Source organism: Faecalibacterium sp. An122 (genome assembly GCF_002160895.1).
Lineage (GTDB): Bacteria > Bacillota > Clostridia > Oscillospirales > Ruminococcaceae > Faecalibacterium.
Genome location: NZ_NFLL01000023.1, coordinates 1 through 24,435, shown reverse-complemented (window position 1 = coordinate 24,435; position 24,435 = coordinate 1). Strand labels below are relative to the sequence as shown.

At 62.6% G+C, this 24,435-nt stretch carries 23 protein-coding genes and 1 riboswitch; of the genes, 11 read left to right on the top strand and 12 right to left on the bottom strand.

Features of this window, described 5'->3' with window-relative positions:
* Window positions 1-164: 164 nt before the first annotated feature.
* The 9 genes from B5E67_RS11905 to B5E67_RS11865 all read right to left on the bottom strand — a co-directional run bounded on the left by B5E67_RS11905 (window position 165) and on the right by B5E67_RS11865 (window position 8,620).
* Window positions 165-608 (bottom strand): GNAT family N-acetyltransferase, encoded by a 444-nt coding sequence (locus B5E67_RS11905; protein ID WP_087182454.1) that lies wholly within the window; start codon window positions 606-608, stop codon window positions 165-167.
* Between the two features lie 173 nt (window positions 609-781).
* Complete coding sequence (plsY, locus tag B5E67_RS11900; protein WP_087385478.1) at window positions 782-1,459, bottom strand: glycerol-3-phosphate 1-O-acyltransferase PlsY; 678 nt, start codon at window positions 1,457-1,459, stop codon at window positions 782-784.
* Between the two features lie 145 nt (window positions 1,460-1,604).
* Window positions 1,605-2,948: a ribosome biogenesis GTPase Der gene (gene der, locus B5E67_RS11895; RefSeq protein ID WP_087248530.1), complete on the bottom strand. Its 1,344-nt coding sequence runs from the start codon at window positions 2,946-2,948 to the stop codon at window positions 1,605-1,607.
* Complete coding sequence (locus B5E67_RS11890) at window positions 2,945-4,297, bottom strand: DUF512 domain-containing protein (protein ID WP_087385477.1); 1,353 nt, start codon at window positions 4,295-4,297, stop codon at window positions 2,945-2,947. The genes der and B5E67_RS11890 overlap by 4 nt, the downstream gene beginning before the upstream one ends.
* 107 nt (window positions 4,298-4,404) lie before the next feature.
* Window positions 4,405-4,584, bottom strand: coding sequence for a 50S ribosomal protein L32 (gene rpmF / locus B5E67_RS11885; protein ID WP_087248534.1), 180 nt, complete (start codon window positions 4,582-4,584; stop codon window positions 4,405-4,407).
* A gap of 25 nt (window positions 4,585-4,609) precedes the next feature.
* Window positions 4,610-5,107 carry a YceD family protein gene (locus B5E67_RS11880; RefSeq protein WP_087385476.1) on the bottom strand — a complete coding sequence of 166 codons (498 nt, stop codon included), beginning with the start codon at window positions 5,105-5,107 and terminating at the stop codon, window positions 4,610-4,612.
* Between the two features lie 178 nt (window positions 5,108-5,285).
* A complete protein-coding gene (locus B5E67_RS11875; protein ID WP_087248538.1) occupies window positions 5,286-5,690 on the bottom strand; it encodes an ATP-binding protein in 405 nt (134 codons plus the stop codon).
* 52 nt (window positions 5,691-5,742) lie between these two features.
* A complete protein-coding gene (locus tag B5E67_RS11870; protein ID WP_087385475.1) occupies window positions 5,743-7,074 on the bottom strand; it encodes a glucose-6-phosphate isomerase in 1,332 nt (443 codons plus the stop codon).
* A 346-nt stretch (window positions 7,075-7,420) separates the two neighbouring features.
* Window positions 7,421-8,620 (bottom strand): D-alanyl-D-alanine carboxypeptidase family protein, encoded by a 1,200-nt coding sequence (locus tag B5E67_RS11865; protein ID WP_087385474.1) that lies wholly within the window; start codon window positions 8,618-8,620, stop codon window positions 7,421-7,423.
* A 249-nt stretch (window positions 8,621-8,869) separates the two neighbouring features.
* Here B5E67_RS11865 and mtaB point away from each other — a divergent pair, with 249 nt between their 5' ends.
* The 3 genes from mtaB to B5E67_RS11850 all read left to right on the top strand — a co-directional run bounded on the left by mtaB (window position 8,870) and on the right by B5E67_RS11850 (window position 12,720).
* A complete protein-coding gene (mtaB, locus tag B5E67_RS11860; RefSeq protein ID WP_087385473.1) occupies window positions 8,870-10,177 on the top strand; it encodes a tRNA (N(6)-L-threonylcarbamoyladenosine(37)-C(2))-methylthiotransferase MtaB in 1,308 nt (435 codons plus the stop codon).
* A 266-nt stretch (window positions 10,178-10,443) separates the two neighbouring features.
* Complete coding sequence (locus tag B5E67_RS11855) at window positions 10,444-11,988, top strand: 4Fe-4S dicluster domain-containing protein (protein ID WP_087364678.1); 1,545 nt, start codon at window positions 10,444-10,446, stop codon at window positions 11,986-11,988.
* A 231-nt stretch (window positions 11,989-12,219) separates the two neighbouring features.
* Window positions 12,220-12,720 (top strand): hypothetical protein, encoded by a 501-nt coding sequence (locus tag B5E67_RS11850; protein WP_087364680.1) that lies wholly within the window; start codon window positions 12,220-12,222, stop codon window positions 12,718-12,720.
* A gap of 81 nt (window positions 12,721-12,801) precedes the next feature.
* Here the strand turns inward: B5E67_RS11850 and B5E67_RS11845 are convergent, their stop codons facing one another.
* Complete coding sequence (locus B5E67_RS11845; RefSeq protein ID WP_087247245.1) at window positions 12,802-13,005, bottom strand: hypothetical protein; 204 nt, start codon at window positions 13,003-13,005, stop codon at window positions 12,802-12,804.
* 114 nt (window positions 13,006-13,119) lie between these two features.
* Between B5E67_RS11845 and B5E67_RS11840 the strand changes: the two genes are divergently transcribed.
* From B5E67_RS11840 to secA, 6 genes are all read left to right on the top strand, one after another.
* Window positions 13,120-13,953: a bifunctional hydroxymethylpyrimidine kinase/phosphomethylpyrimidine kinase gene (locus B5E67_RS11840; RefSeq protein WP_242956969.1), complete on the top strand. Its 834-nt coding sequence runs from the start codon at window positions 13,120-13,122 to the stop codon at window positions 13,951-13,953.
* A gap of 13 nt (window positions 13,954-13,966) precedes the next feature.
* The gene (locus B5E67_RS11835; RefSeq protein ID WP_087247247.1) at window positions 13,967-14,473 is read left to right on the top strand and encodes a tRNA (cytidine(34)-2'-O)-methyltransferase; all 507 of its coding nucleotides are present in this window, start codon (window positions 13,967-13,969) and stop codon (window positions 14,471-14,473) included.
* An 8-nt stretch (window positions 14,474-14,481) separates the two neighbouring features.
* A complete protein-coding gene (locus B5E67_RS11830; RefSeq protein WP_242956967.1) occupies window positions 14,482-15,351 on the top strand; it encodes a DegV family protein in 870 nt (289 codons plus the stop codon).
* Between the two features lie 137 nt (window positions 15,352-15,488).
* Window positions 15,489-15,579, top strand: a riboswitch (PreQ1-III riboswitch).
* Window positions 15,580-15,588: 9 nt separating this feature from the next.
* Entirely contained in the window at window positions 15,589-16,128 is a 540-nt protein-coding gene (locus B5E67_RS11825) for a QueT transporter family protein (RefSeq protein WP_087247326.1), read from the top strand.
* Window positions 16,129-16,157: 29 nt separating this feature from the next.
* The gene (locus B5E67_RS11820; protein WP_087385471.1) at window positions 16,158-16,799 is read left to right on the top strand and encodes an HAD hydrolase-like protein; all 642 of its coding nucleotides are present in this window, start codon (window positions 16,158-16,160) and stop codon (window positions 16,797-16,799) included.
* 273 nt (window positions 16,800-17,072) lie between these two features.
* Window positions 17,073-20,024, top strand: coding sequence for a preprotein translocase subunit SecA (gene secA / locus B5E67_RS11815; RefSeq protein WP_087385470.1), 2,952 nt, complete (start codon window positions 17,073-17,075; stop codon window positions 20,022-20,024).
* Window positions 20,025-20,098: 74 nt separating this feature from the next.
* On the opposite strand, the gene B5E67_RS11810 is transcribed toward secA, so the two are convergent.
* Window positions 20,099-21,277: a phosphopentomutase gene (locus B5E67_RS11810; RefSeq protein ID WP_087385469.1), complete on the bottom strand. Its 1,179-nt coding sequence runs from the start codon at window positions 21,275-21,277 to the stop codon at window positions 20,099-20,101.
* A 321-nt stretch (window positions 21,278-21,598) separates the two neighbouring features.
* On the opposite strand from B5E67_RS11810, the gene pyk reads away from it, so the two are divergent.
* Window positions 21,599-23,365 carry a pyruvate kinase gene (pyk, locus tag B5E67_RS11805; protein ID WP_087385468.1) on the top strand — a complete coding sequence of 589 codons (1,767 nt, stop codon included), beginning with the start codon at window positions 21,599-21,601 and terminating at the stop codon, window positions 23,363-23,365.
* A 12-nt stretch (window positions 23,366-23,377) separates the two neighbouring features.
* Window positions 23,378-23,836, top strand: a complete 459-nt coding sequence (locus B5E67_RS11800; protein ID WP_087385467.1) for an S-ribosylhomocysteine lyase — start codon at window positions 23,378-23,380, stop codon at window positions 23,834-23,836.
* 149 nt (window positions 23,837-23,985) lie between these two features.
* On the opposite strand, the gene B5E67_RS11795 is transcribed toward B5E67_RS11800, so the two are convergent.
* The coding region (locus B5E67_RS11795; RefSeq protein WP_143405426.1) for an IS3 family transposase at window positions 23,986-24,435 on the bottom strand (450 nt) is incomplete at its 5' end.

Here is a 24,435-nt window from a genome sequence, read left to right as displayed (position 1 = left end):
TAGCCGCTTTCGAGGCGCAAGGGATGCAGTCCCTTGCTCGGAACATAGTGACGCAAAACACCCCGGACATTCAGGTGTCCGGGGTGTTCGGTCTCACCGAGCGCACATATGGGGATTACCCTGTATAGAAGTGCGCCCTTAGTATCTGTTCGACAAATTGGAATTTATATTTTTTTCTGCAAATAAATCATATCTACCAGTTGAGTACCTGCTTCATATATTGAATGGTCATAATTATCCGTGAAGAAGTTTTTAATGCTATGCGAACGAATAAATCCACACTTCTCATAAAAAGGAATTGTCAACGGACTATCCCCTGTGCCAACTTGCAATATAGAATACTTCCCTTTGTATGTCGTAGCAACGAAGTCAATTAGTGCTTTACCGTAACCCTTTCCCTGATATTCTGGTTCAGTTGCAATGTTTTTGATTTCAAGGACACCCTTCCCCTCGTCTGTTATCACACATTCGCACTTAACTCCATCATCGTCCAAAACATACATTGTCCCCTTATTAATATACCTGTCTATCATATCCTCTTGCTCATCTGCTAATAGCAGCAACGGAAGAAATTGTTTTTTATTCTCCTTGATTTCTTTAATTTTCATATCAACTTGCTCCCTAAATACCGATTTGTAGGTCTGTTCGGTTCCATGCTATCACATAACGGGGATAAAATACAAGAACAGCCACCGCAGTTCAAACTACGGTGGCTGTTAACTGTCTTATGAACACCGCTCCTTCCCGGCGGGGGCTTTGCTGTGTCTATGTGGGTTCAGGCTCAGTTTTTGGTACCGTTGTTGTCCTTGCCTTTTTTGCCGAAGCGATACTCCTTGCCCTCGCGGATGCGCTGGAGGTTGGAGCGGTGCATGTAGATGACCATGCCGGCCATAATGGCGCCGCCCACCGTCATCACCACCACATCGTGGAGGCCGTAGCCGCTCAGCAGGCCATAGGCCAGGGTCAGGAAGGGATAGGAGGCTGCTGCTGTAATGCTGCCCAGGGAGACCATGCCGGTGGGGATCAGGCAGACCAGAAAGACCACCAGCAGGAAGGGAATCAGCACCGGCTGGACCGCCAGAATGGTGCCGGCCGCCACCAGGACGCCCTTGCCGCCCTTGAAGCCGAAGTAAATGGGCTTCAGGTGGCCGATGACCGCCAGAATGGCCGCCAGGTAGATCCCCAGGAACTGGGAGAACAGCTGGCCCGACATATAGCCGAACAGCCACCGGGCAATGCACACCGCAGCCACGCCCTTCAGCACATCGCCGGCGGCGGTCATGGCGGCGGCCTTCTTGCCGAAGGTGCGCAGCATATTGGTCATGCCGGCGGCGCCGCTGCCGTGGCGGCGGACGTCGTCGTGGTAGACAAACTTGGACACCAGGATGCCGGTGTCAATGCTGCCCAGCAGGTATGCCTCCAGGGCAACCGCCAGGACGATCAGAAAATCCATCAGCATAGGGATTCCTCCTTTGAATCAAGCAGCGGCAGGCCCTGTGTTCACACAGGCTGTATCTGCAGGACCCGCCTTCCTTCGCCGGTACCAAAAGCCCCGGCTGGCTGGCCGCATCCATGCAGGCCGGGGCCATTTCTTCCAGGGTTGATTACACGTCTTTCGCCCCGACCTGCCCGCTGCCGCGCTCGCGGACCACCAGGCGGATGGGGGTGTGTTCCAGGCTGAAGCTCTCGCGGATCTGGTTGATGAGGTACCGCTGATAGCTGAAGTGGAACAGGGGCTTGGAGTTGACAAAGGCCACAAACGTCGGCGGACGGGTGGAGGCCTGGGTCAGATAGAAGATTTTCAGGCGGCGGCCCTTGTCCGTGGGGGGCTGCACCCGGGCGGTGGCCCGGGCCAGCATCTCGTTCAGGACGCCGGTGGGCACGCGGGCGCCGTTCTGGGTGTCCACATCCCGGATCAGCCGCATCAGCCGGTCGATGTTATAGCCGGTCTGGGCCGAAATAAAGATGATGGGCGCATAGCTCATGAAGCTGAAGCACTCGGCATACCCCCGGCGCTGCAGTTCCATGGTGTTGGTCTCTTTGCCCTCCACGGCGTCCCACTTGTTGACCACGATGATGCAGGCCTTGCCCTGTTCGTGGGCATAGCCCGCAATCTTGCTGTCCTGCTCGGTGAAGCCCACGGTGGCGTCCACCAGGATCAGGGCCACGCGGCTGCGTTCCACCGCCGCCAGGGCCCGCACCACCATATACCGCTCCAGGCCTTCCTCAATGTTGGAGCGGCGGCGCAGGCCGGCGGTGTCGGTAAAGATGAACTTGCCATAGGCGTTGTCCACCGGGGTGTCGATGGCGTCCCGGGTGGTGCCGGCCTCGTCGGCCACGATCATCCGGTTTTCGCCCAGGATGCGGTTGGTCAGGCTGGACTTGCCCACGTTGGGCCGGCCGATGATGGCCACCGGAATCCGGTCCTCCTCCACCACCGTCTCGGAAAAGTCCAGATGGGCGCAGACGGCGTCCAGCAGGTCGCCGGTGCCATGGCCGTGGACCGCCGACACCGGCATCACCTCATCGAAGCCCAGGTTGTAGAACTCGTACATTTCGGCCGGCGGCTCGCCGACGCTGTCGCACTTGTTCACCGCCAGGATGATGGGCTTGTGGCTGCGGCGCAGCATGTGGGCCACCTCCTCGTCGGAGGAGGTCAGGCCCGAGCGGACGTCCACCACCATGATGATGCAGTCGGCGGTGTCGATGGCGATCTGGGCCTGCTGGCGCATGTGGGCCAGGATGCCCTCGGTGGCCTTGGGCTCGATGCCACCGGTATCCACCAGCAGCAGGTCGTGGCCCTGCCACTCGCAGGGCGCAAAAATGCGGTCCCGGGTGATGCCGGGGGTATCCTCCACAATGGCGAGGCGCTGGCCGCACAGTTTATTGAACAGGGTGGATTTGCCCACGTTGGGCCGGCCCACCACTGCGACAATGGGTTTACTCATTGGCTCATTTCCTCCTTCTTCGGCTTTCTGCGGCGGGAAATATGCAGCCCGCTGCGCAGCAGGGCGCGGGCCTCCTTGCCGCCGTCGGCCGGCAGGATCTCCACTTTGACCCCCAGGCGCCGGGCCAGTTCTTCCACCGTGATGCTGTCCAGGAACATATCCCGCTCACTGCGCAGCATCACTTCGGGCACGCCCAGCACACCGCTGGTCAGCCTGCCCGCGCACTGGTCGATGATGTCGGTGGCGGTGACCAGGCCCGCCACCCCCACGTTGCCGCCGAAAAAGCGGTTCTGGATGGGGTGGACGGTCACCGAAATCATGGGGTACTGCCGGTGCAGTTCCTCCATCATGGCGGTGATGAGGGGGGCGGCCATGGTGCCGGTGACCACGTCCATCTTTTTCTCCTCATAGACCACGTGGGCCCGCTCCAGCTCGGCCCGGAAGCTGTCCTCATACAGCCGCCACATCCCCACCCCGTTTTCCAGCTGGGCGAAGTCCTCATAGAACTCCGCCGGCGGGATGGGACGCCCGGCGTTGAGATACCACTCGTCGCTGGGGTAGATGATCCGGACGCCGTGGCGGGCCTTGGCCTCGGCGCCGAAGGCCTCCATGATGTCGATGACCTCGGCGCTGGACGCCGCATCGTAGGGGGTCTGCTGGTACAGCCCCTCCCGGTAGTCGGTGACCCCGCAGGGCACCGCCGCCACGCTCTGGACCATGGGGGCCAGGGCCAGCAGATCGGTGAGGGTGCGGCGCAGCTCGTCCCCGTCGTTGACTCCGCGGCACAGCACCAGCTGGCAGTTCACCGCGATGCCCGCCTCCACCAGGCGGTAGAGGTATTTCAGGGTTTCGCCGCCGCGGCGGTTGGCCAACATTTTGGAGCGGAGCTCGGGATTGGTGGTGTGGACCGAAATATTGATCGGCGAAATGTGCATCTTGATGATCCGGTCGATCTCGCGGTCGTGCATGTTGGTCATCGTGATGTAGTTGCCGAACAGGAAGGACAGACGCTCGTCGTCGTCCTTGAAATACAGGCTTTTGCGCATACCGGGGGGCAGCTGGTCGATGAAGCAGAAGATGCAGCGGTTGGCGCAGGAGTGCTTTTTGTCCCCCAGATAGGTGGCAAAATTGCACCCGAAATCCTCGCCGGGCTGACGGGCCACATCCCACTCCCGCAGGACGCCGTCCACCCGGGCGGTCAGATGAAAGCCGGGGCTGTCGGTATAAAACTGGTAGTCCAGCGCGTCGTTGATGGCGTTGCCGTCCACCGACAACAGCTCATCCCCGGGGCCCAGGCCCAGCGCCTGGGCGTCGCTGCCCGCAGCGACGGTATCAATCTTCATGGCCATAGGCGCCGCCTCCTTTCGCAATGCGTCTCAAAACGCGAAGAAGGGGAAGGCGCGGCACGCCCTCCCCTTCTGTCATACATCCATGATGCCACCAAGTAAAATGCAAATCAGCCCTTCTTGATGACTTCCTCGCCCTTGTAGTAGCCGCAGTTGCCGCAGGCCTGGTGGGGGAGCTTGAAAGAGCCGCAGTTGCTGCACTTCACCAGCGTGGGGGCCTCCAGCTTCCAGACGTTGCTGCGACGCTTATCGCGGCGGGCCTTGGAAAGATGTCTCTTGGGTACTGCCATAGTTTGCACCTCCTTGGATGGAATATCAATTCAGCAGTGATTTCAGTACGCTCAGCCTCGCATCCGGCTGTGCGCTTTGTTCCGGCGCAGCCGGGCAGGAGCAGGGACGTTTGCGCCCGCATTGGGGACACAGCCCCGGGCAGTCGGCACTGCACAACAGGACCGTGGGGACCTGGAACAAAAACTCCTGGTAGAGCCAGTCGTCCAGATCGATGCAGCCCGCCTCGTTGACGGGCAGCTCAAAATCCGGGTTGTCCAGGTCGCGCTCCCGCGCCGTCCAGCCCGCATCCACCTGTACCTCAAGCTGGACAGGGTCGAGACAGCGTGCGCATTCGCCATGCACCGATGCGCTTGCCTGCAAAGTCATCCGCACTTCGTCCCCGTCGGCCTCCGCTGCAAAGCGGGCGGCCACAGGCGCCTCGATGCGGGACCCGGCAAAATCACGCCCCGTCAGGTCGCAGTCAAAAGTCTGCTCCTGTCTGGCGCGGCCGGATGCGATGAACCTTCTTAGGTCAAATTGCATAGTACACCTCTAAAAAGCTGCCTTGTAAGTATAGCGCCAAAGGGGGCCTGTGTCAAGCCCCAAATTGCGCACAAATGGGAAAAATTTCATTCTTTTGTGCCGGGACCGGGCAAGGCCGGCGCGCCCTGAGCACACCGGCCTGTCCGAAATTTTTCAGAATGAAACCGTCCGAGACCTTTTACAGGTACTTCTTGACGTTGTGGGGCAGCATGGACTCGTCGGCGCTGACGGTGACGGTCACGCGGACGGTGTCGCCGGCGATGGCGGCCATCTCGTCCAGAACCACGCCCAGACGGTTGATGTCGTGATCGAGGACCTTCAGGATGCCGTCGATGTAGACATCGGTGATATCATAGTTGCTGGCCATCAGGCCTGCGACGAAGCCATACAGCATCTCGCCGCCCTGGATCTTGTACTCTTCGAGGTCGATGAGGCGGGCTGCCGATGCGATATCGTAGGTGAGCTTCATGCCCTTCTCCACCACGACGACGTTGCCCTTGCTGGTACGGACCGACTCGTTAATCATGTCGATCATAGCCTTGGTCTTTCCCGAACCCTTGGTGCCAACAATCAGTCTAATCATAGTCATTGCCTCCTGTATTTTCCACGCCTTGCGGCGCAGGATTCCTGTGCGATTACTGGAGCTTGGCCTCCAGCTCTGCGGTCAGACTCTCGTAGCCGGGCTTGCCCAGCAGTGCGAACATATTCTTCTTGTAGCTCTCGACGCCCGGCTGGTTGAAGGGGTTGACGCCCAGCAGGTAGCCGCTGCATGCGCAGGCACGCCAGAAGAAGTAGATCAGGTAACCAACGTTGTAGGCCGACAGGTCGTCCACATCGATGAGCAGCTGGGGCACGCCGCCGTCGGTGTGCGCCAGGATGGTGCCCTCCATGGCCTTGCGGTTGACCACGCTCATGTTCTGGTTGGCCAGGAAGTTCAGACCGTCGAAGTTGCCCTCCAGCTCCTCAATGTAGAGGTCCTGGGCGGGGGTCTTGACGTTGACGATGGTCTCGAACATGTTCCGGGTGCCTTCCTGGATGAACTGGCCCATGGAATGCAGGTCGGTGGAGAAGATGCAGCTGGCGGGGAACAGGCCCTTGTTGTCCTTGCCCTCGCTCTCGCCGAACAGCTGCTTGTACCACTCGTTCATCAGGGCGAAGTTGGGCTCGTAGCACTCCAGGATCTCGATCTGTTTGCCCTTGCGGTTGAGGATGTTGCGGGCTGCGGCGTAGCGGTAAGCGTCGTTGTCGGGGCTGAGGACCGAGAACCGCTCCATGGCGTCGGCAGCGCCCTTCATCAGCTCGGCGATGTCGATGCCGGCGGCGGCGATGGGCAGCAGGCCCACAGCCGACAGCACCGAGTAGCGGCCGCCCACGTCATCGGGAACGACGAAGGTGGGCCAGCCCTGGCTGTCCGCCAGCTGCTTGAGGGTGCCCTTGGCCCGGTCGGTGGTGGCGTAGATCCGCTTGTTGGCTTCCTCCACGCCCACCTGGTCCTCCAGCAGCTTGCGCAGCACGCGGAAGGCGAGGCTGGTCTCGGTGGTGGTGCCCGACTTGGAGATGACATTGATGGAGAAGCGCTTGCCCTTGCACAGAGCAATGATGTCGTTCAGGGCGGTGGGGCTGATGCTGTTGCCGCAGAAGTAGACCTTCAGGCCCGGCTCCAGCTCGTTGTGGTAGACGCCCTTGACGGCCTCAACCACGGCGCGTGCGCCCAGATAGCTGCCGCCGATGCCGGCCACCACCAGCACATCCGAGTCGCTGCGGATCTTCTCGGCCGCAGCCTGGATGCGGCTGAACTCTTCCTTATCATAGTCGCGGGGCAGATACATCCAGCCCAGGAAATCGCTGCCGGGGCCGTTCTTGGCCTCCAGGCTCTGATGGGCCGCCGCCACCTGGGGATAGATCGCTGCAAACTCATCTTTGTTGATGAACGGAGAAAGGTGCTTGGTGTTAAACGAAACGCTCATGATTCTAGGCCTCCAAACTGTTCCTTCCTTGTATGGTTCCGCGCTGCGGGCAGCGGGGACACAGGCCCCTGCCGCCGGCGGCGACGAGATTCTTTCTCTAAGTGTACCGTCCCGCCCCGATAAAGTCAAGGCCAAAATCCCCGGGATTCATACAATTTTAACAAGGGCCCTCTGGGGTCTGTTGTAAATTCTGTTAATTTTCGCGTCAAACTGCAAAATCGTGAAACCGTTCGGGAAAATATTAGCTTTTGGTCCTGTTTTAAGCGCCGCCGGCCCCGGCCCCCGGGGCCAAAACAGCGCCCGTCCCGGCCCGGTCCGGGGTCGGGAGGGCGCTGAGGCTCCAGCGTCAGAACAGGCTTTCCAGCATCAGGCGGACGGCGGCGTCAAAGTCCATCTCGGCGGCGCCGGCAGCGGCACGGATGGGCCAGGAGCCCACCGTCTCCCCGTTGCTGGTGACGGTGACGGCGCCCACCTCATCCCCCAGGCTCACCGGGGCGGCGCAGCTGTCGGGCAGGCTGATCTCGGCCGCCAGGGACGCGCCGCCGCCGCTGGGCACCAGCAGCCGGTCGGGCAGGGCGGAATAATCCAGGGGAATCTCGGTGTCGGCGCTGCCGGTCACCGTCAGATACAGGGGCCGGCCGGACAGGTCGGGCAGGACGGCGGCCTCATAGTTGGCGAAACCGTAGTCCAGCAGCTTGGTGGCCGCCTCGAACCGCTCGGCGCTGGAGCTGGACCCCAGCACCACCGCAATCAGATTCAGGCCGTTGCGGGTGGCCGACGCCGAAATGCACACCCCCGCCCCGCCGGTGGTGCCGGTCTTGAGGCCGGTGATGCCGTCGTAGCGGCGCAGCAGCTTGTTGGTGTTCACCAGCATGGTCTGGCCGTTCCGCAGCGAGTCGGTCCAGATGCCGCTGTAGTGGAGCACCTCGGGGTACTGGGTCAGGATGGTGCGGCTCATGATGGCCACATTCCGGGCGGTGGACAGATGGCCCTCGGTGTCCAGGCCGCAGGCATTCTTAAAGGTGGTGTCGGTCATCCCCAGCTCGGCGGCCTTGGCGTTCATCATGGCCACAAAGGCCTCCTCGCTGCCCCCCACCAGCTCGGCCACCGCCACCGCCGCGTCGTTGGCGCTGGACACGCAGATGGCCCGCAGCATCTCGTCCAGGGTGAACTGCTCCCCCGGCTCCAGCCAGACCTGGCTGCCCCCCATGCTGGCGGCATGGTTGCTCACCGGCACCAGGGTGTCCATGGTGAATTTGCCGGCCCGCACCGCCTCAAAGATCAGCAGCAGGGTCATCACCTTGGTGATGGAGGCAATGTGCACCCGCTGGTCGGCGTTTTTCTCATACAGCACCGTGCCGGTGTCCTGGTCGATCAGGATGGCCGTCCGGCAGGGCAGCGAAAGGGACGCCGCCTGCGCCTCCACCGCCGTTTCCACCGCGGCGGGCTCCTCCCCGGCGGCCTGCGCCGCCGGCGCAAAGGCCATCATCACCAGCCACAGACAAAGCGCCGCCGCGCAACTGAGAGCCAAACTCCTACGAACCATTCTCTTGCCTCCATCCCTCTAGGCCGCGCCTGCGGCGGTATCCGGACGGCCCGGGCAGACGCCGCTTCCCGCAACCACTCCAGTGTGATTTTATGCAGCCGCCGACCCGGGCAGTCCGGCAGGATTACATCTTGCGTTTTTCGCTTTGATTCGATATACTCAAAAACACACCATCGCCCCGCCTTTCCCCCGCTGTTTCCCTGCGGTTCAGCCCGGGCCGCGGGGCGCCCAGACAGGAAAGGAACTTCCATGCGCGTTTGTTTTTATACCCTTGGCTGCAAGGTCAATCTGAACGAGACCGAGGCCCTGGAACAGCTGTTCGAGCGCAACGGCTTTACCGTGGTGCCGGACGGCGAGCCCGCCGACGTCTATATTGTAAACAGCTGTACCGTCACCAACTTCGGCGACCAGAAAAGCCGCAAATGGCTGCGTCAGGCCAAGCGGAAAAATCCCGGCGCCGTCACCGTCCTGACCGGCTGCTATCCCCAGGCCTTCCCCGAGGCTGCCGCCCAGCTGATGGAGGCCGACCTGGTCTGCGGCAACACCGACCGCCGCGCCATCCTGGACAACGTCCAGAAACTGCTGGACGGCCACGAGCGGATTGTGGCCATCCAGCCCCATGTCCGGGGCGAGTCCTTTGAGGAGATGCCGGTGGACCGGTTCGAGACCCACACCCGCGCCTTCATCAAGGTGGAGGACGGCTGCAACCGCCAGTGCGCCTACTGCATCATCCCCAAGGCCCGGGGCCCGGTCCGCAGCCGGTCCGAATCCAGCATCCTGGCCGAGCTGGGCCAGCTGGCCGCCGCCGGCTACCGGGAAGTGGTCCTCAGCGCCATCTCCCTGCCCAGCTACGGCACCGACACCGGCACCAATCTCTATGAGCTGATCGAGCACTGCGCCCAGGTGGAGGGCATCGACCGGATTCGTCTGGGCAGCCTGGACCCCGACATGCTCACCGACGAGGGCATCCGCCGTCTGGCGGCGGTGGACAAGCTCTGCCCCCAGTTCCATCTGAGCCTCCAGAGCGGCTGCGACAGCACCCTGCGCCGGATGCGCCGCCCCTACACCACCGCCCAGTATCTGGACATTGTCCGCCGCATCCGCCAGGCCTACGCCGGCCGGCGGGTCAGCTTCACCACCGACTGCATCTGCGGCTTCCCCGGGGAGACCGAGGCCGACTTTGAGGCCAGCTGCGCGTTCCTGGAGGAAGTGGGCTTCCTGCGGGTCCATGTATTCCCCTACTCCCGCCGGGAGGGGACCCCGGCCTTCAGCTTCCCCGACCAGATCCACGAGCGGGAAAAACAGCGCCGCAGCCGGGCCATGCACCTGCGGGCCGAGGAGGTGAGCCTCCGGGTCCTGGCCGACCTGGAGGGCACCGAGGACGAAGTCCTGCTGGAAACCCCCGTCTCGGCCACCGTGTTCACCGGCTACACCCGGCTGTATGTGCCGGTGTCGGTGTCGGCCCCGGGCTGCGCCTCGGGCGACATCGTGCGGGTGCGGCTGGGCCGCTTCGACGGCGCCCGGGTGTCCGCCGCCTTCCTGGAAAAGAAAACCTGAGCGCCCCGCCGGGGCGCCTGCACCCCCTGATTTTTGTCCGGACTGCCGCCCGAATGCGGCGGCCCGGACTTTTTTGCAGGGTGTTTGTTATTTTCTTGACGCTTTTTTCGCTTCTGCCCTTTTCAAGGCGGACAAAATGTGTTAGAATAAAATCGTATGAAACGGCGCAGACAGACCGGTCTTCTGTACCTCTGCGCCGGCAAACCCATGGCACAGATTTCACTGCGTGAGCCAGGTTTTTTCTGCAAAGCAAAGGAGAGTTTGGAATGAGCTTCAGAGGCATCAATACCACCGTCATCCAGATCCGGCGGGCGGTATTCACCGAAGTCGCCCGGATGGCCTATGCCAACGTCAAGGGCGAACAGGCCAACCACATGATGCGCAAGATCCCCTACACCATCATCCCCGGCGAAGAGGGCAAACTGCGCAAGGATATCTTCCTCGAGCGCGCCATCGTCGAGGAGCGCGTCCGTCTGGCCATCGGCCTGCCCACCCGCCGCATGGACGAGCACAACAGCGTCGTCTCGGGGCTGGAGGACGCCAACATTGCGGACAAGTACTATGATCCCCCGCTGATCAACGTCATCAAGTTCGCCTGCAACCGCTGCCCCGAAAAGATGGTCAAGGTCTCGGACCTGTGCCAGGGCTGCCTGGCCCATCCCTGTATGGAAGTGTGCCCCAAGGGCGCCATCGTCTGGGAGTCGGGCCGCTCCACCATCGATCAGGACAAGTGCATCAAGTGCGGCCGCTGCGTGGACGTCTGCCCCTACCACGCCATCGTCAAGACCGAGCGTCCCTGCTCGTCGGCCTGCGGCATGGGCGCCATCCATTCGGACGCCCTGGGCCGTGCTGAGATCGATTATTCCCGCTGCGTCTCCTGCGGCCAGTGCCTGGTCAACTGCCCCTTCGGCGCCATCGCCGACAAGGGCCAGATTTATCAGCTGATCCAGAGCTTCAACCGCGGCGACCGCGTCTACGCCCTGGTGGCCCCCGCCTTCGTCAACCAGTTCCCCGCCCTGAACACCACCCCCAAGCTGCGCGCCGCTCTGGCCCAGGTTGGCTTCTGTGAGACGGTGGAAGTGGCCATCGGCGCCGACCTGTGCACCGTGGACGAGGCCCACGACTTCCTGGAGGAGGTCCCCGGCAAGCTGAACTTCATGGCTACTTCCTGCTGCCCGGCCTGGAGCATGATGGCCAAGACCCTGTTCCCCGATATGGCCAAGAATATCTCCATGACCATGACCCCCATGGTCTTCACCGCCCGCATGATCAAGGCCGCCGATCCCGAGGCCCGCATCTGCTTCATCGGACCCTGCGCCGCCAAGAAGCTGGAGGCTTCCCGCCGCCATGTCCGCAGCGACGTGGACTTCGTGCTGACCTTTGAGGAGCTGGCCGGCGTCATGGAGGCCCGCGACATCGACTTTACCTCTCTGCCCGAGGGCGAGGAGGAGCTGCACTACGGCTCGGCCGCAGGCCGCGGCTTTGCCCAGTCGGGCGGCGTGGCCAAGGCTGTCGCCGACAAGATCCACGAGTGGTACCCCGACAAGGAAGTCAAGATTGCTTCCGCCCAGAGCCTGGCCGACTGCAAGAAGATGCTGATGATGGCCAAGGCCGGCAAGTACAACGGCTACCTGCTGGAAGGCATGGGCTGCCCCGGCGGCTGCATCGGCGGCGCCGGCACCATTGCCGATCCCACCCGCACTGCGGTCCAGCTGAACAAGTATGTGGCTTCCGCACCCTTCACCGATCCTGAGCAGAGCGCCTTCATCTCCAACATCCACCTGCTGAAGGACGACCCCAACTTTGAATAATCCTTGAAATTTCCCCATCACGGATGAAATGAGACGCCCTCCCCGGCACCGCGGCCTGGGAGGGCGTTTTTTGTTTTGCCTGCGCGGTTTTGGCCCGGCAGGCCCCGGGCCCCGCGCCGCGGAATTTGACGCGCTCTTGACAATTCCTTGAAAGGGTGCTATCTTGATAGTGGGGCAGTTTGCACAGTCCGACAGGCTGCTGCGCCGCCCCTCAGGAAAGGATGTTAGAACATGACCTGTACTCTTTGTTATAAACGGCTGTGGGCAGCCCTGCTGGCCCTGGCAATGATTCTGGCGGGCGGCCTGACGGCCGGGGCCACCGGCCCCACCGGCGGCGTCACCGCCACATTGCCGGTGGCGGTGTCCTTCTGGGAGCAGGACACCGAGAACCCCTCGGTGGTGAACGACGGCGTGGACGCCAACCGTGAAGCCACCCTGGTCCGCCAGTCCAACGGCACCTACACCCTCCAGCTGCCCATCCAGACCGTCTCGACGGTGGTCTTCAACGGCCATCTGTCGGGTCTGACCATCGGGGACATCTCCTACGACGGCGAGATGTCGGGCAGTCTGGACGACGGCACCGCCGTCCTCACCATCAAGAACCTGCCCTCCTCGGTGCTGACCGGCAGCAACATCAGCCGGTCCCTGCTGGTGACCTGCGTCATCGAGCTGGACATGGATCTGCTGGGTGAGACGACCAAAACGGCCCGGATGTGCGTCACCGTTCTCTGAGCGCTGGGCGCTGGCATCAAAAAGGCTGCGGGGCTCATGCCTGCCGCAGTCTTTTTTTGCCCGGATGCCCCGGGCCGGTGATCAGAAACGTTCCATCAGGTCGTTGGCCATCTGGTCCAGGCGGCCCACCGCCTGCTCGGCGCCCTTGGCCATTTTGCGCGCCGTGCGGCGGACGCCCCGCGGGTTCTGCTGAACGGCGGCCATGACGCCCATGGCGCCCACGGCAGCCCCTGCGGCCATGCCCAGCAGCAGGCCGGCGGTGGATTGTACCCGATTGTCTTTCATACTCAGTGCCCTCCCGTTGTACAAGTTTGGATCATCTGTGCCGTTTTCGGACGGCCTGTCATAGTATGCCCGGGAGGGTTCAGGATATGTATTTATAAAAAGGAGGCCTGTTCCTTGGCAACTGAACCCAAAAAAGTCCTCTGCATTCACGATTTGTCCGGCGCCGGCCGGTGCAGCCTGTCGGTGATCCTGCCGGTGCTGGCGGTGATGGGCCTGCAGCCCATCGCCCTGCCCACCATGCTGCTGTCCACCCATACCGGCGGCCTGGGCCAGCCCGCCCGGCTGGACTGCGAAGCCTATGGCCGGGCCGCCCTGGAGCATTACCGTGCCCTGGGCCTTGTGCCCGACTGCATTTATGTGGGGTACCTGGGCACCGAGGCCCTGGTGGACCTGGCCGCCGAGGCCTTCCGGCTGTGGCCGGAGGCGGTCAAGGTGGTGGACCCGGTGATGGCCGACGGCGGCAAGCCCTACAGCGGCTTCACCCCCGCCGTCATTGAAAAGGTCCGCAGCCTGTGCGCCGCCGCCGACCTGATCCTGCCCAACCTGACCGAGGCCCGGCTGCTGCTGGGCCAGGACCCCGCCCTGCCCGCCGAGCCCATCACCCAGGAACAGGCTCTGGACCTGGCCGCCCAGCTCACCCGGATCGCCGGGCGTGTGGTGGTGACCGGCCTGCCCATGGGCAAGTTCGTGGGCTGCGCCGGCGCCGGCGACGAGCCCTTTGTGGTGCGGCACCTGCACATTGACCGCAGTTTCCCCGGCACCGGAGACCTGTTCGGCGCCATCGTCATCGGCTCGCTGCTGCGTGGCAACGTCCTGAGCGCCGCCGCCGACGCGGCCGCCGGCTTTGTGGCCCAGGCCATCCAGCACACCCCCCGGGACGCTGATACCCGGTTCGGCGTGTGGTTCGAGCCGCTGCTGCCCCGTCTGGCCCCCATGGGCGAGCTGTAAACTGGAGGAAGACATGGAACATAAACCCACCTTAAACATCGTCCTGGTGGAGCCCCGCATCCCCCAAAACACCGGCAATGTAGCCCGTACCTGCGCCTGTACCGCCTGCCGGCTGCACCTGGTGGGGCCCATGGGGTTCACCATCGACGACAAAAAATTAAAGCACGCGGGTCTTGACTATTGGCCCATGCTTGATATAACATATTATCAGGGCCTCGACGATTTTTTTGCCCGCAATCAAGGCCCCTTCTATTATTTTTCGACCAAGGCGCCCCGCCGCTATACCGACGTGGCATACCCGGACGGGGCGTATCTGGTTTTCGGCAGAGAAGACGCAGGCCTGCCCGAGGCCCTGCTGGCCGCCAATCAGGACTGGTGCATCCGCCTGCCCATGCGGGAGGGATGCCGCAGCCTGAACCTGTCCAACAGCGTGGCGGTGGGCGTCTACGAGGTTCTGCGCCAATGGGATTTTCCCGAGCTGCTTGACCACGGCCATCTGCGTGACTACGAATGGAAATGAGGATTACTATGAACAAAATCGCGATCCTGACCGACTCCTCTTGCGACATCCCCCAGTCGATGGCCGACAAGTACGGCATCGACATCATGAGCTTCCACATCCTGCTGGACGGCACCGACTATCTGGAGCGTGTGAGCTGCAACAACGAGGAATTCTATGACCTGATGCGTCAGGCCAAGGGCGTGCCCTCCACCGCAGCCATCACCCCCATCCAGTTCTGCCAGAAGTACTGCGAGTATGTGGACGCCGGCTACACCGACGTGATTCACGTCACCATCAACCGCGGCGGTTCCTCCACCTATGACAACGCCGTCATGGCCCGCGGGATGCTGCGGGAGGAGCGCCCCGAGCACAAGATGCGGATTCACCTGCTGGACAGCCACACCTATTCCATGGTGTTCGGCTGGTACGTCTGCGAGATGGCCCGCAAGCTGCGCAACGGCGCCGAGCTGCGCCATGTCCTGAGCGAGTTCGAGACCCAGATGGACAAAATGGAGATCATTCTGGGACCCTACAGCCTGCGCCAGATGAAGAAGAGCGGCCGCATTTCGGCTGCCGCCGCCTTTGCGGGCGAGCTGCTGGGCCTGCGCCCCATCATCAGCCTGATCGACGGCAAGACGGTGGTGGAGAGCAAGGTCCGCGGCGATGACAAGGTCATCCCCGCCATGGTGGACCTGTGCAAGAAAAAGATCGCCGGTGTGGACGATTTCGAATACATGATCGGCCACACCAACATCAAGCAGGCGGAGGATCTGCGCCGCGCCTGCAAGAAGGCCTTTGGTCAGGAGCCTGTGGTGGTCTTTGAGCTGGGCGGCGTGGTCTCGGCCAACACCGGCCCCGACACCATCGCCATTGCCTACGTGGGCAAGGCCCGCTGAACCCCGGTCTGAATCTGATTTCATCTGCCCCCGGTTTGCCGCCGGGGGCATTTTTCTCTTGTTTCCGGCGTTTTTCTGTGGTATAGTATTGAATAGTGCGCTCTGCGCACTCCTTGAAATCCAAATAGCGACCCAAAGAGCAACTTAGGATTTTAGGCTCCCCGGCGCATGCCGGGCCAAACCTCCGGGGGCTGGCGGCCCCGGAAGGTCAAAATCTTTCCGCTGGAGTATTGTATCATGAACAAGGAAACTCTCACCGTCCGCAAACTCACCCGCTGCGCCGTGGTGGCGGCCATTTATGTGGCCTTGTGCCTGGGCCTGGCTCCCTTCTCCTATGGGGCCATCCAGGTCCGCGTAGCCGAGGCCCTGTGCCTGCTGCCCATCTTTGGCCCCGAGTACATCCTGGGCGTCACCCTGGGCTGCGCCCTGGCCAACCTGCTGGGCTCCACCATGATTGACGTGGTGTTCGGCACCCTGGCCACCTTCCTGGCCTGCCTGTGCACCTATGCGGTCCGCCGCTGGCGTGTGGGCGGCCTGGCCATCCCGGCCTCCATTCCCCCGGTGCTGTGGAACGCCGTTATCGTGGGCACCGAGATTGCGGTCTTTTTCTCCAACACCCCGGCAACCCCGGCCCTCATCTTTGCCAACGCCCTGTCGGTGGGCGCCGGCGAGATCATCAGCTGCTGTGTGCTGGGCGTCCTGCTGGTCCGCCTGATTGAATCCAACCCGCGTCTGGCCCAGATCTTCACCGACGAGACCACCCGCCAGCACGCTTAACCCCCATACACCCTGACAGGAGGAGCTTTATGGCAGACACGCAGCTTGTGTTCTGGGACTGGAACGGCACCCTGATGGACGACGTGGACTACTCCTGCGACTGTCTGAACGGCCTGCTGGCCGCCTACCACTACCCACAGCGGTATGAGGTGGAGGAATACCGCAGGGTGTTCGGCTTTCCCATCCAGTCCTATTACCGCCGGGTGGGCTTCGACTTTGACCGCACCCCCTTCCCCCAGCTGGCCGAAACCTACATGGACCTGTACAATGCCCATGTGGACGGCTGCCCCCTGACCCGGGGCGCCGCCGGCGCCCTGGAGGCGATGGCCGCCCGGTGTGAAGGCCAGGTGCTGCTGTCGGTGTCCCGCCGGGACTACCTGGTGGACCAGGCCCGCCGCCGGCAGGTGGACCGGCGCTTCATCGAGATGCTGGGCCTGGACGACATCCACGGCGTCAGCAAGGTGGAGCTGGGCCGCCGGTATATGGCGTCCTGCGGGGCCGACCCGGCCCGGTGCGTCATGATCGGCGACACCGACCACGACGCCGAGACCGCCCGTGCCATGGGGGTGCGCTGCATCCTCTACACCGGCGGACACCAGACCCGCGCCCGCCTGGAAGCCACCGGCAACCCCACCATCGACCGGCTGGAAGACCTGCCCGGCCTGCTGTAAACTCTGATTTCACCGCCCTGTTTCCCCCGCAAAGGGGCCTTACAGGGCGGTTTTTGCGGTCTGTTCACAGAAATTTTACCTGAATCCGCCGCAAATGTTTGACACCCCTTCCTGCTTTGGTGTATCATAGGGGCAGTGTCATTGGGGCCGGGCCCTGCCGCGGCCCCCTGCACAGCCTTTCCGCTTTCCTGCGAAAGCCGGCGCCGCCCGCGGCATTTTCCGCCCCGGGCCCCGCCTTACAATACACGAACACTCCTATTTTGAGGTGAAACTATGTCCCTGGTAGAAAAAATCTTTGGCACCTTCTCGGACCGGGAGCTGAAAAAAATCAACCCCCTCACCAAGAAGGTCCTCGACCTTGAGCCCACCTATGCGGCCATGTCCGACAGCGAGCTTCAGGCCCAGACCCCGGCCCTGAAGGAGCGGCTGGCGGGGGGCGAAACCCTGGACGACATCCTGCCCGAGGCCTTCGCGGTCTGCCGCGAGGCCGCCTGGCGCGTGCTGGGCATGAAACACTTCCCGGTCCAGATCACCGGCGGCATCGCCCTGCACCGGGCCAACATCGCCGAGATGCAGACCGGTGAAGGCAAGACCCTGGTGGCCACCCTGCCCGCCTACCTGAACGCCCTGTCGGGCGAGGGCGTCCATGTGGTCACCGTCAACGACTACCTGGCCAAGCGCGACAGCGAGTGGATGGGCAAGCTGTACCGCTGGCTGGGCCTGACGGTGGGCCTGATCGTCCCCGGCCTGGACGGCGCCGCCCGCCGCAAGGCCTACAACGCCGACATCACCTACGGCACCAACAACGAGTTCGGCTTTGACTATCTGCGCGACAACATGGTCACCTACAAGGCCAACATGGTGCAGCGGGGCCACGCCTACGCCATCGTGGACGAGGTGGACTCCATCCTGATCGACGAGGCCCGCACCCCCCTGATCATCTCGGGCCGGGGCGAGGATTCCTCCTCCCTCTACACCCAGGTGGACCAGTTTGTCCGCGGCCTGCGCAAGAGCGTGGTGGTGGAGCTGGAGACCAAGGAGGAGGCCGACGACCAGGCCGACGGCGATTACGTGGTGGACGAAAAGCACAAGACCGCCACCCTGACCGCCAGCGGCATCAAGAAGGCCGAGGAATACTTCAAGGTGGACAACCTGGCCGCTGCCGACAACATGACCCTGGTGCACCACATTGAGCAGGCTATCAAGGCCCACGGCGTCATGAAGAAGGACATCGACTATGTGGTCAAGGACGGCGAAGTCATCATTGTGGATGAGTTCACCGGCCGCCTGATGATCGGCCGCCGCTACAACGAGGGTCTTCACCAGGCCATCGAGGCCAAGGAAGGGGTCACCATCGCCTCCGAGAGCAAGACCCTGGCCACCATCACCTTCCAGAACTATTTCCGCATGTACAAAAAGCTGTCCGGCATGACCGGTACAGCCCGCACCGAGGCCACCGAGTTCACCGAGATTTACGGCCTGAACATCGTGACCGTTCCCACCAACAAGCCCACCATCCGCAAGGACTACCCCGACGTGGTGTATTCCACCGTGGCCGGCAAGTACCGTGCGGTCATCGACCAGGTGATGGCCTGCCACGAAAAGGGCCAGCCGGTTCTGGTGGGTACCGTCAGCGTGGAAAAGAGTGAGATCCTGGCCAAGATGCTCCAGAAGCGGACCCGGGACTTCAACGTCCTGAACGCCAAGAACCACGAGCGTGAGGCCGAGATCGTGGCCCAGGCCGGCAAAAAGGGCGCCATCACCATCGCCACCAACATGGCCGGCCGTGGTACCGATATCATGCTGGGCGGCAACGCCGAGTTCATGGCCAAGGCCCAGATGCGCAAAGAGCAGTTCTGCGAGAAGCTGCTGAACCCCGACGCTCCCCAGGACGCCCTGCCCGAGCAGGTGGAAGCCCTGCTGATCGAGGCCGACGGCCACAGCGACACCACCGACGCCAACATCCTGGCGGCCCGGGCCCGTTTTGACGAGCTGTACCGCCAGTACAAGGACGAAATCGCCTCCGAGGCGGAGGAAGTCCGTGCCGCAGGCGGCCTGTTCATCATCGGCACCGAGCGCCACGAGAGCCGCCGCATTGACAACCAGCTGCGTGGCCGTGCCGGCCGTCAGGGCGACCCCGGCGCTTCCCGGTTCTATCTGAGCCTGGAGGACGACCTGATGCGCCTGTTTGGCGGCGAGCGGGTCCAGAACCTGATGAATTCCATGGGCCTGGATGAGGACACCCCCATCGAGACCCGGATGATTACCTCCACCATCGAGAGCGCCCAGAAGAAGCTGGAAGGCCGCAACTTCGAGATCCGCAAGAACGTGCTGCGGTACGACGACGTCATGAACCAGCAGCGCGAGATCATCTACGGCCAGCGCCGCAAGGTTCTGGACGGCGAGGATGTCAGCGCCGACATCCACAAGATGCTGCGGGACAACATCGACAGCAGCTGCGCTCTGTTCCTGACCGGCGAGGTCAAGGAGGACTGGGACTTTGCCGCCCTGCGCCGCCATTACAAGGGCTGGCTCACCACCGACAACGACTTCCACTACACCGCCGAGGAGCTGGCCGGTCTGACCCCCGAGAAGGTGGCTGACACCCTGTACGACCGCGGCATCAAGGTGCTGGAAGACAAAGAGACCCGCTACGGCGCCGCTCTGATGCGGGAGCTGGAGCGCATCTGCCTGCTGCGGTGCGTGGACCGGTACTGGATGGACCACATCGACAACATGGACCAGCTGCGCAAAGGCATTTCCCTGCGCAGCTACGGCCAGAAGGACCCTGTGGTGGAATACCGCATCGAGGGCTTTGATATGTTCGACCAGATGGTGGACTCCATCCGTGAGGACACCGTCAAGATGCTGCTGATGATCGAGGTCCGCCCGGTCCAGCAGGGCCAGCCTGCACCCCAGGCCGCTGCCCAGCAGCCGGCCCCCGCTGCACCTGCGGCAGCCGCTCCCGCTGTTGCCGCCGCCCCCGCCGCAGCGGCAGCTCCGGCTGCCCCTGCTTCGGCTGACATCGCCGCCCTGCGCCAGAAGATGACCGGCCAGAGCGCCGGCGCCCGGGCCGCAGCCGCCGGCCAGGTGGCAGGCGCCGCCAACAAGCCGGTGCGCGTGGGCAAGATCGGCCGGAACGATCCCTGCCCCTGCGGCAGCGGCCTCAAGTGGAAAAAGTGCACCTGCGCCCAGTACCACCCCGACCTGGCATCCAAAAACTAACAAACCATAAACCACAAACGCCCCCGCCTTCCACAAACAGAAGGCGGGGGCGTTTTTATCGGCGGGAAAACAAGTTAAGCTTTGATCTCGTTCCAGACGCTCTGGCCGTCCAGGCTGGAGGCGTCCACGCCCAGATATTCACAGATGGTCCGGGCGATGGTGGAAAAGCTCATGCGGGTGCCCAGGTTGACGCCGGGGCGGATCTTTTTGCCGTAGACCAGCCAGGGCACATACTCCCGGGTGTGGTCGGTGGTCTTGAGGTAGGACGGGTCGCAGCCGTGGTCGGCGGTGACCATCAGGATATCGTCCTCCCGCATGCCGGGCAGGAAATCGGTCAGGAACCGGTCAAACTCGGTGGCGGCGGCGGCGTAGCCGGGGATATCGCGGCGGTGGCCGTACAGCATATCGAAGTCCACCAGGTTGACAAAGGCCAGGCCCTCAAAGTCCCGGGTCTGGAGGGCCTGGGTGAAGGCGATGCCGTTGGTGTTGCCGGTGGTCTTGATCTTTTCGGTGACGCCCTGGCCATCGAAGATGTCGAAGATCTTGCCCACGGCGATGACGTCCTGGCCGGCCTTGCCGATCAGGTCCAGCATGGTGTCGCGGGGAGGCTTGAGGCTCAGGTCGTGGCGGTTGGTGGTGCGGCGGAAGTTGTCCGCCTTGTCCCCCACAAAGGGCCGGGCAATGACACGGCCCACGCCGTACTTGCCTTTCAGCATCTCCCGGGCGATCTCGCAGCAGCGGTACAGCTCGGGCACCGGCACCAGGGCCTCGTTGGCCGCCACCTGGAACACGCTGTCGGCGCTGGTGTAGACGATGAGGGCGTTTTCCGCCATGGCCTGCTCGCCGTAGTCCTTCAGCACCTCGGTGCCGGAATAGGGCTTGTTGCACAGGACCTTGTAGCCGGTTTTGGCCTCATATTTGGCGATCAGCTCGTCGGGGAAGCCGTTGGGGAAGGTGGGCAGCGGCTCTGGGCTGACCACGCCGGCAATCTCCCAGTGGCCGATGGTGGTGTCCTTGCCCATGCTCTGCTCCTGCAGCCGGGCAAAGGCGCCGATGGGGGCGGCGTCCGGCTGGCCCGCCGTCACGCCGTCGATGTTGAACAGGCCCAGACGGCCCATGTTGGGGCAGTCAAAGGCCGGGTCCCGGGCAATGGCTCCCAGGGTGTTGGTGCCCTCGTCGCCAAAGGCGGCGGCGTCCGGCTCCGCACCGATGCCAAAGCTGTCCAGAACGATCAAAAATACACGTTTTGCCATAGTGTTTTAGTCCTTTCTGCGGGGCCCCTGCCGGGCGTCCCGCGGGTCAAAGGGCGCCGGGGCCTGTCCATCCTCCTGGGCGGAGAACGGCGCGCCGGGGCGCTGGTTTGATTTCAGTATACCATATTTCCCCACCCCGCAAAAGAGGCAAAGTCACACTTTCACCGATCTTCCGCGAAGGCTTTCCGGCCTCCAAAACGTTGCCCGTCACAACATTTTCACAAAAACTTCTTGCTCATTTGTATCCATCAAGTTATAATAAGAGTGTATGGCATAAAATATCATTCATATACGGCATTGGTATGCCAGGAGGTAAACGCTATGCGCAAAACTAAAATTATCTGCACCCTGGGTCCCTCCACCGACAAGGAGGGCGTGCTGCGGGCGCTTGTAGAAAACGGGATGAACGTGGCCCGTTTCAACTTTTCCCACGGCTCTCACGAGGAGCACAAGGGCCGTTTCGACGCCCTGAAGGCCATTCGTGAAGAGCTGAACCAGCCTGTGGCCGCCCTGCTGGACACCAAGGGCCCCGAGATCCGTCTGAAGGACTTCAAGAACGGCTCCGAGATGCTGGACGAAGGCCAGACCTTCACCCTCACCACCCGCGAGGTGGAGGGCACCAAGGAGATGGTCAGCATCACCTACAAGGACCTGCCCCACGACGTGGCCCCCGGCGGCACCATCATGCTGGATGACGGCCTGATCAAGCTGTCCATCCGCGAGGTCACCGACACCGACATCGTCTGCACCGTCCTGAATGCAGGCAAGATCAAGAACAAGAAGGGCGTCAACGTTCCCGGCGTCCACCTGTCCATGCCCTATATGAGCCAGCGGGACCGGGACGACATCATCTTCGGCATCGAGCAGGGCTTTGACTTCATCGCCGCCTCCTTTGTGCGGACGGCCCAGGACGTCTACGAGATCCGCAACCTGCTGAACATGTACGACTCCAAGATCCGCATCATCGCCAAGATCGAGAACCCCGAGGGCGTCGAGAACATCGACAGCATTCTGGCTGCCGCCGACGCCGTCATGGTGGCCCGCGGCGACCTGGGCGTCGAGATCGATTTCTCCGAGCTGCCCAGCATCCAGAAGTCCATCATTGACCGGTCCTACTCCTTCGGCAAGCCCATCGTCACCGCTACCCAGATGCTGGACAGCATGATGAACAACCCCCGTCCCACCCGTGCCGAGATTTCGGACGTGGCCAACGCCATCTATGACGGCACCTCCGCCATCATGCTGTCGGGCGAGACCGCTGCCGGCGCCTACCCGGTGGAGGCTCTGCGGACCATGTCCCAGATCGCCGAGCGCACCGAGGCCGACGCCCACTACCAGGTCCATCGCCTGAGCCGGATGAAGGTCAACGGCACCACCAGCGTCAGCGACGCTACCGCTCACGCCGCCTGCCTCACCGCCCAGGACGTCAACGCCTCGGCCATCGTCACCGTGTCCGAGTCCGGCAACACCGCCCGTCTGCTGAGCAAGTACCGTCCCGACCAGCCCATCATCGCCTTTGTCATGCGCCAGCAGGTCCAGCGTCAGCTGGCTCTGTCCTGGGGCATCACCCCGCTGCTGATGCCTCTGGCCCACAGCACCGATGAACTGATCGACGTGTCCACCAGCCTGGCCGAGAAGTACGGCTATATCCACAACGGCGAGCTGGCCGTGGTCACCGCCGGCGTGCCGGTGGGTGTCAGCGGCACCACCAACATGGTGAAGATCCACATGGTGGGCAACTGCCTGGCTTCCGGCGTGGGCGTGGGCCGCGAGGACGCTGCCAACGCCAGCGCCACCGGCAAGGCCTGCGTCTGCCACAGCCTGGACGAGATCAAGGCCCGCTTCAAGCCCGGCATGATTCTGGTCCTGCCCTTCACCAGCAACGAGATGATGCCCTATATCCGTGAGGCCGCCGCTCTGGTGGTGGAGGAGCCCGGCATGAACAGCCATGCCGCCATCACCGCCAAGGCCCTGCTCAAGCCCGCCATCGTGGGCGCACAGGGCGCCACCAGCCACATCCGCGACGGTCTGGACATCGCGGTGGACTGCGCGCACGGCAGCGTCCAGTCCCTGCAGGGCCAGGCCTAAGGAGGCGCCCCCATGGAACGGATCGCCAGTTTCTGCGTGGATCACACCAGGCTGCTGCCCGGCATGTACCTGAGCCGCCAGGACGGCGACGTCCTGACCTGGGACATCCGGATGAAGCTCCCCAACCAGGGCGACTATCTCTCCACCGGCGCAGCCCACACCCTGGAGCACCTGTTCGCCACCTATGCCCGCAACAGTGCCTGGAGCCAGGGGGTCATCTATGTGGGCCCCATGGGCTGCCGCACCGGCTTTTACCTGCTGACCCGGGGCCTGACCCCCGCCGAGGCCCTGGCTTTGACGGTGGAGTCCTTCCGGTTTATGGCGTCCTATGACGGGCCCATTCCCGGCGCCAGCGAGGTGGAGTGCGGCAACTGGCAGGACATGGACCTGCCCGCCGCCCGGGCCGAGGCCGCCGCCATGGTACCGGTGCTGGAGGCCCTCACCGCCGACCAGCTCCACTACCAGGACTGATGTTTTGACAGTATAAAACGCCCTTCGGCTTTCGCCGGAGGGCGTTTTTCTGTCTCTGGGCGCAAAAAAGCCCCTGCCCTCGGTCTGGAGTGAACCGGTCCAAATTGTGCGGATAGTACAAAAAAGCCCCAAGTGTAGGATATTAGGATTCAGCAGGAGTGGCGGAGCGTTAGCGGAGCCACTCCTGCTTTCGCTTGGATTCTCTCGTGGTTATAAAACTGGATGTATCGGTCGATCATGTCGTTGGCCTCGGAGAATGTAGCCGGTTTGTGGCGGTAGATGCACTCTGTTTTGAGGATGGAGAAGAAATTTTCAGCCATCGCGTTATCATACGGATTTCCCCGTCTTGACATAGATGGTGTAATGCCGTATTCTTTAGTCAGGTTAAAGTACGCTTGGGAAGTATACTGAAACCCCTGGTCGCTGTGGAGCTGTAACTCCGCGGCGACCTTTTTCTTTTCTTTGCGGACGGCCAGGTGGATGGTATCCAGAACCAGGTTGACTGTTTGCTGGGTTGCAGTCTTATAAGCCACAATACTGTTGTCGTACAAATCACGGATCATAGACAGATACAGTACACCTTGTTTGGTTTGAATATA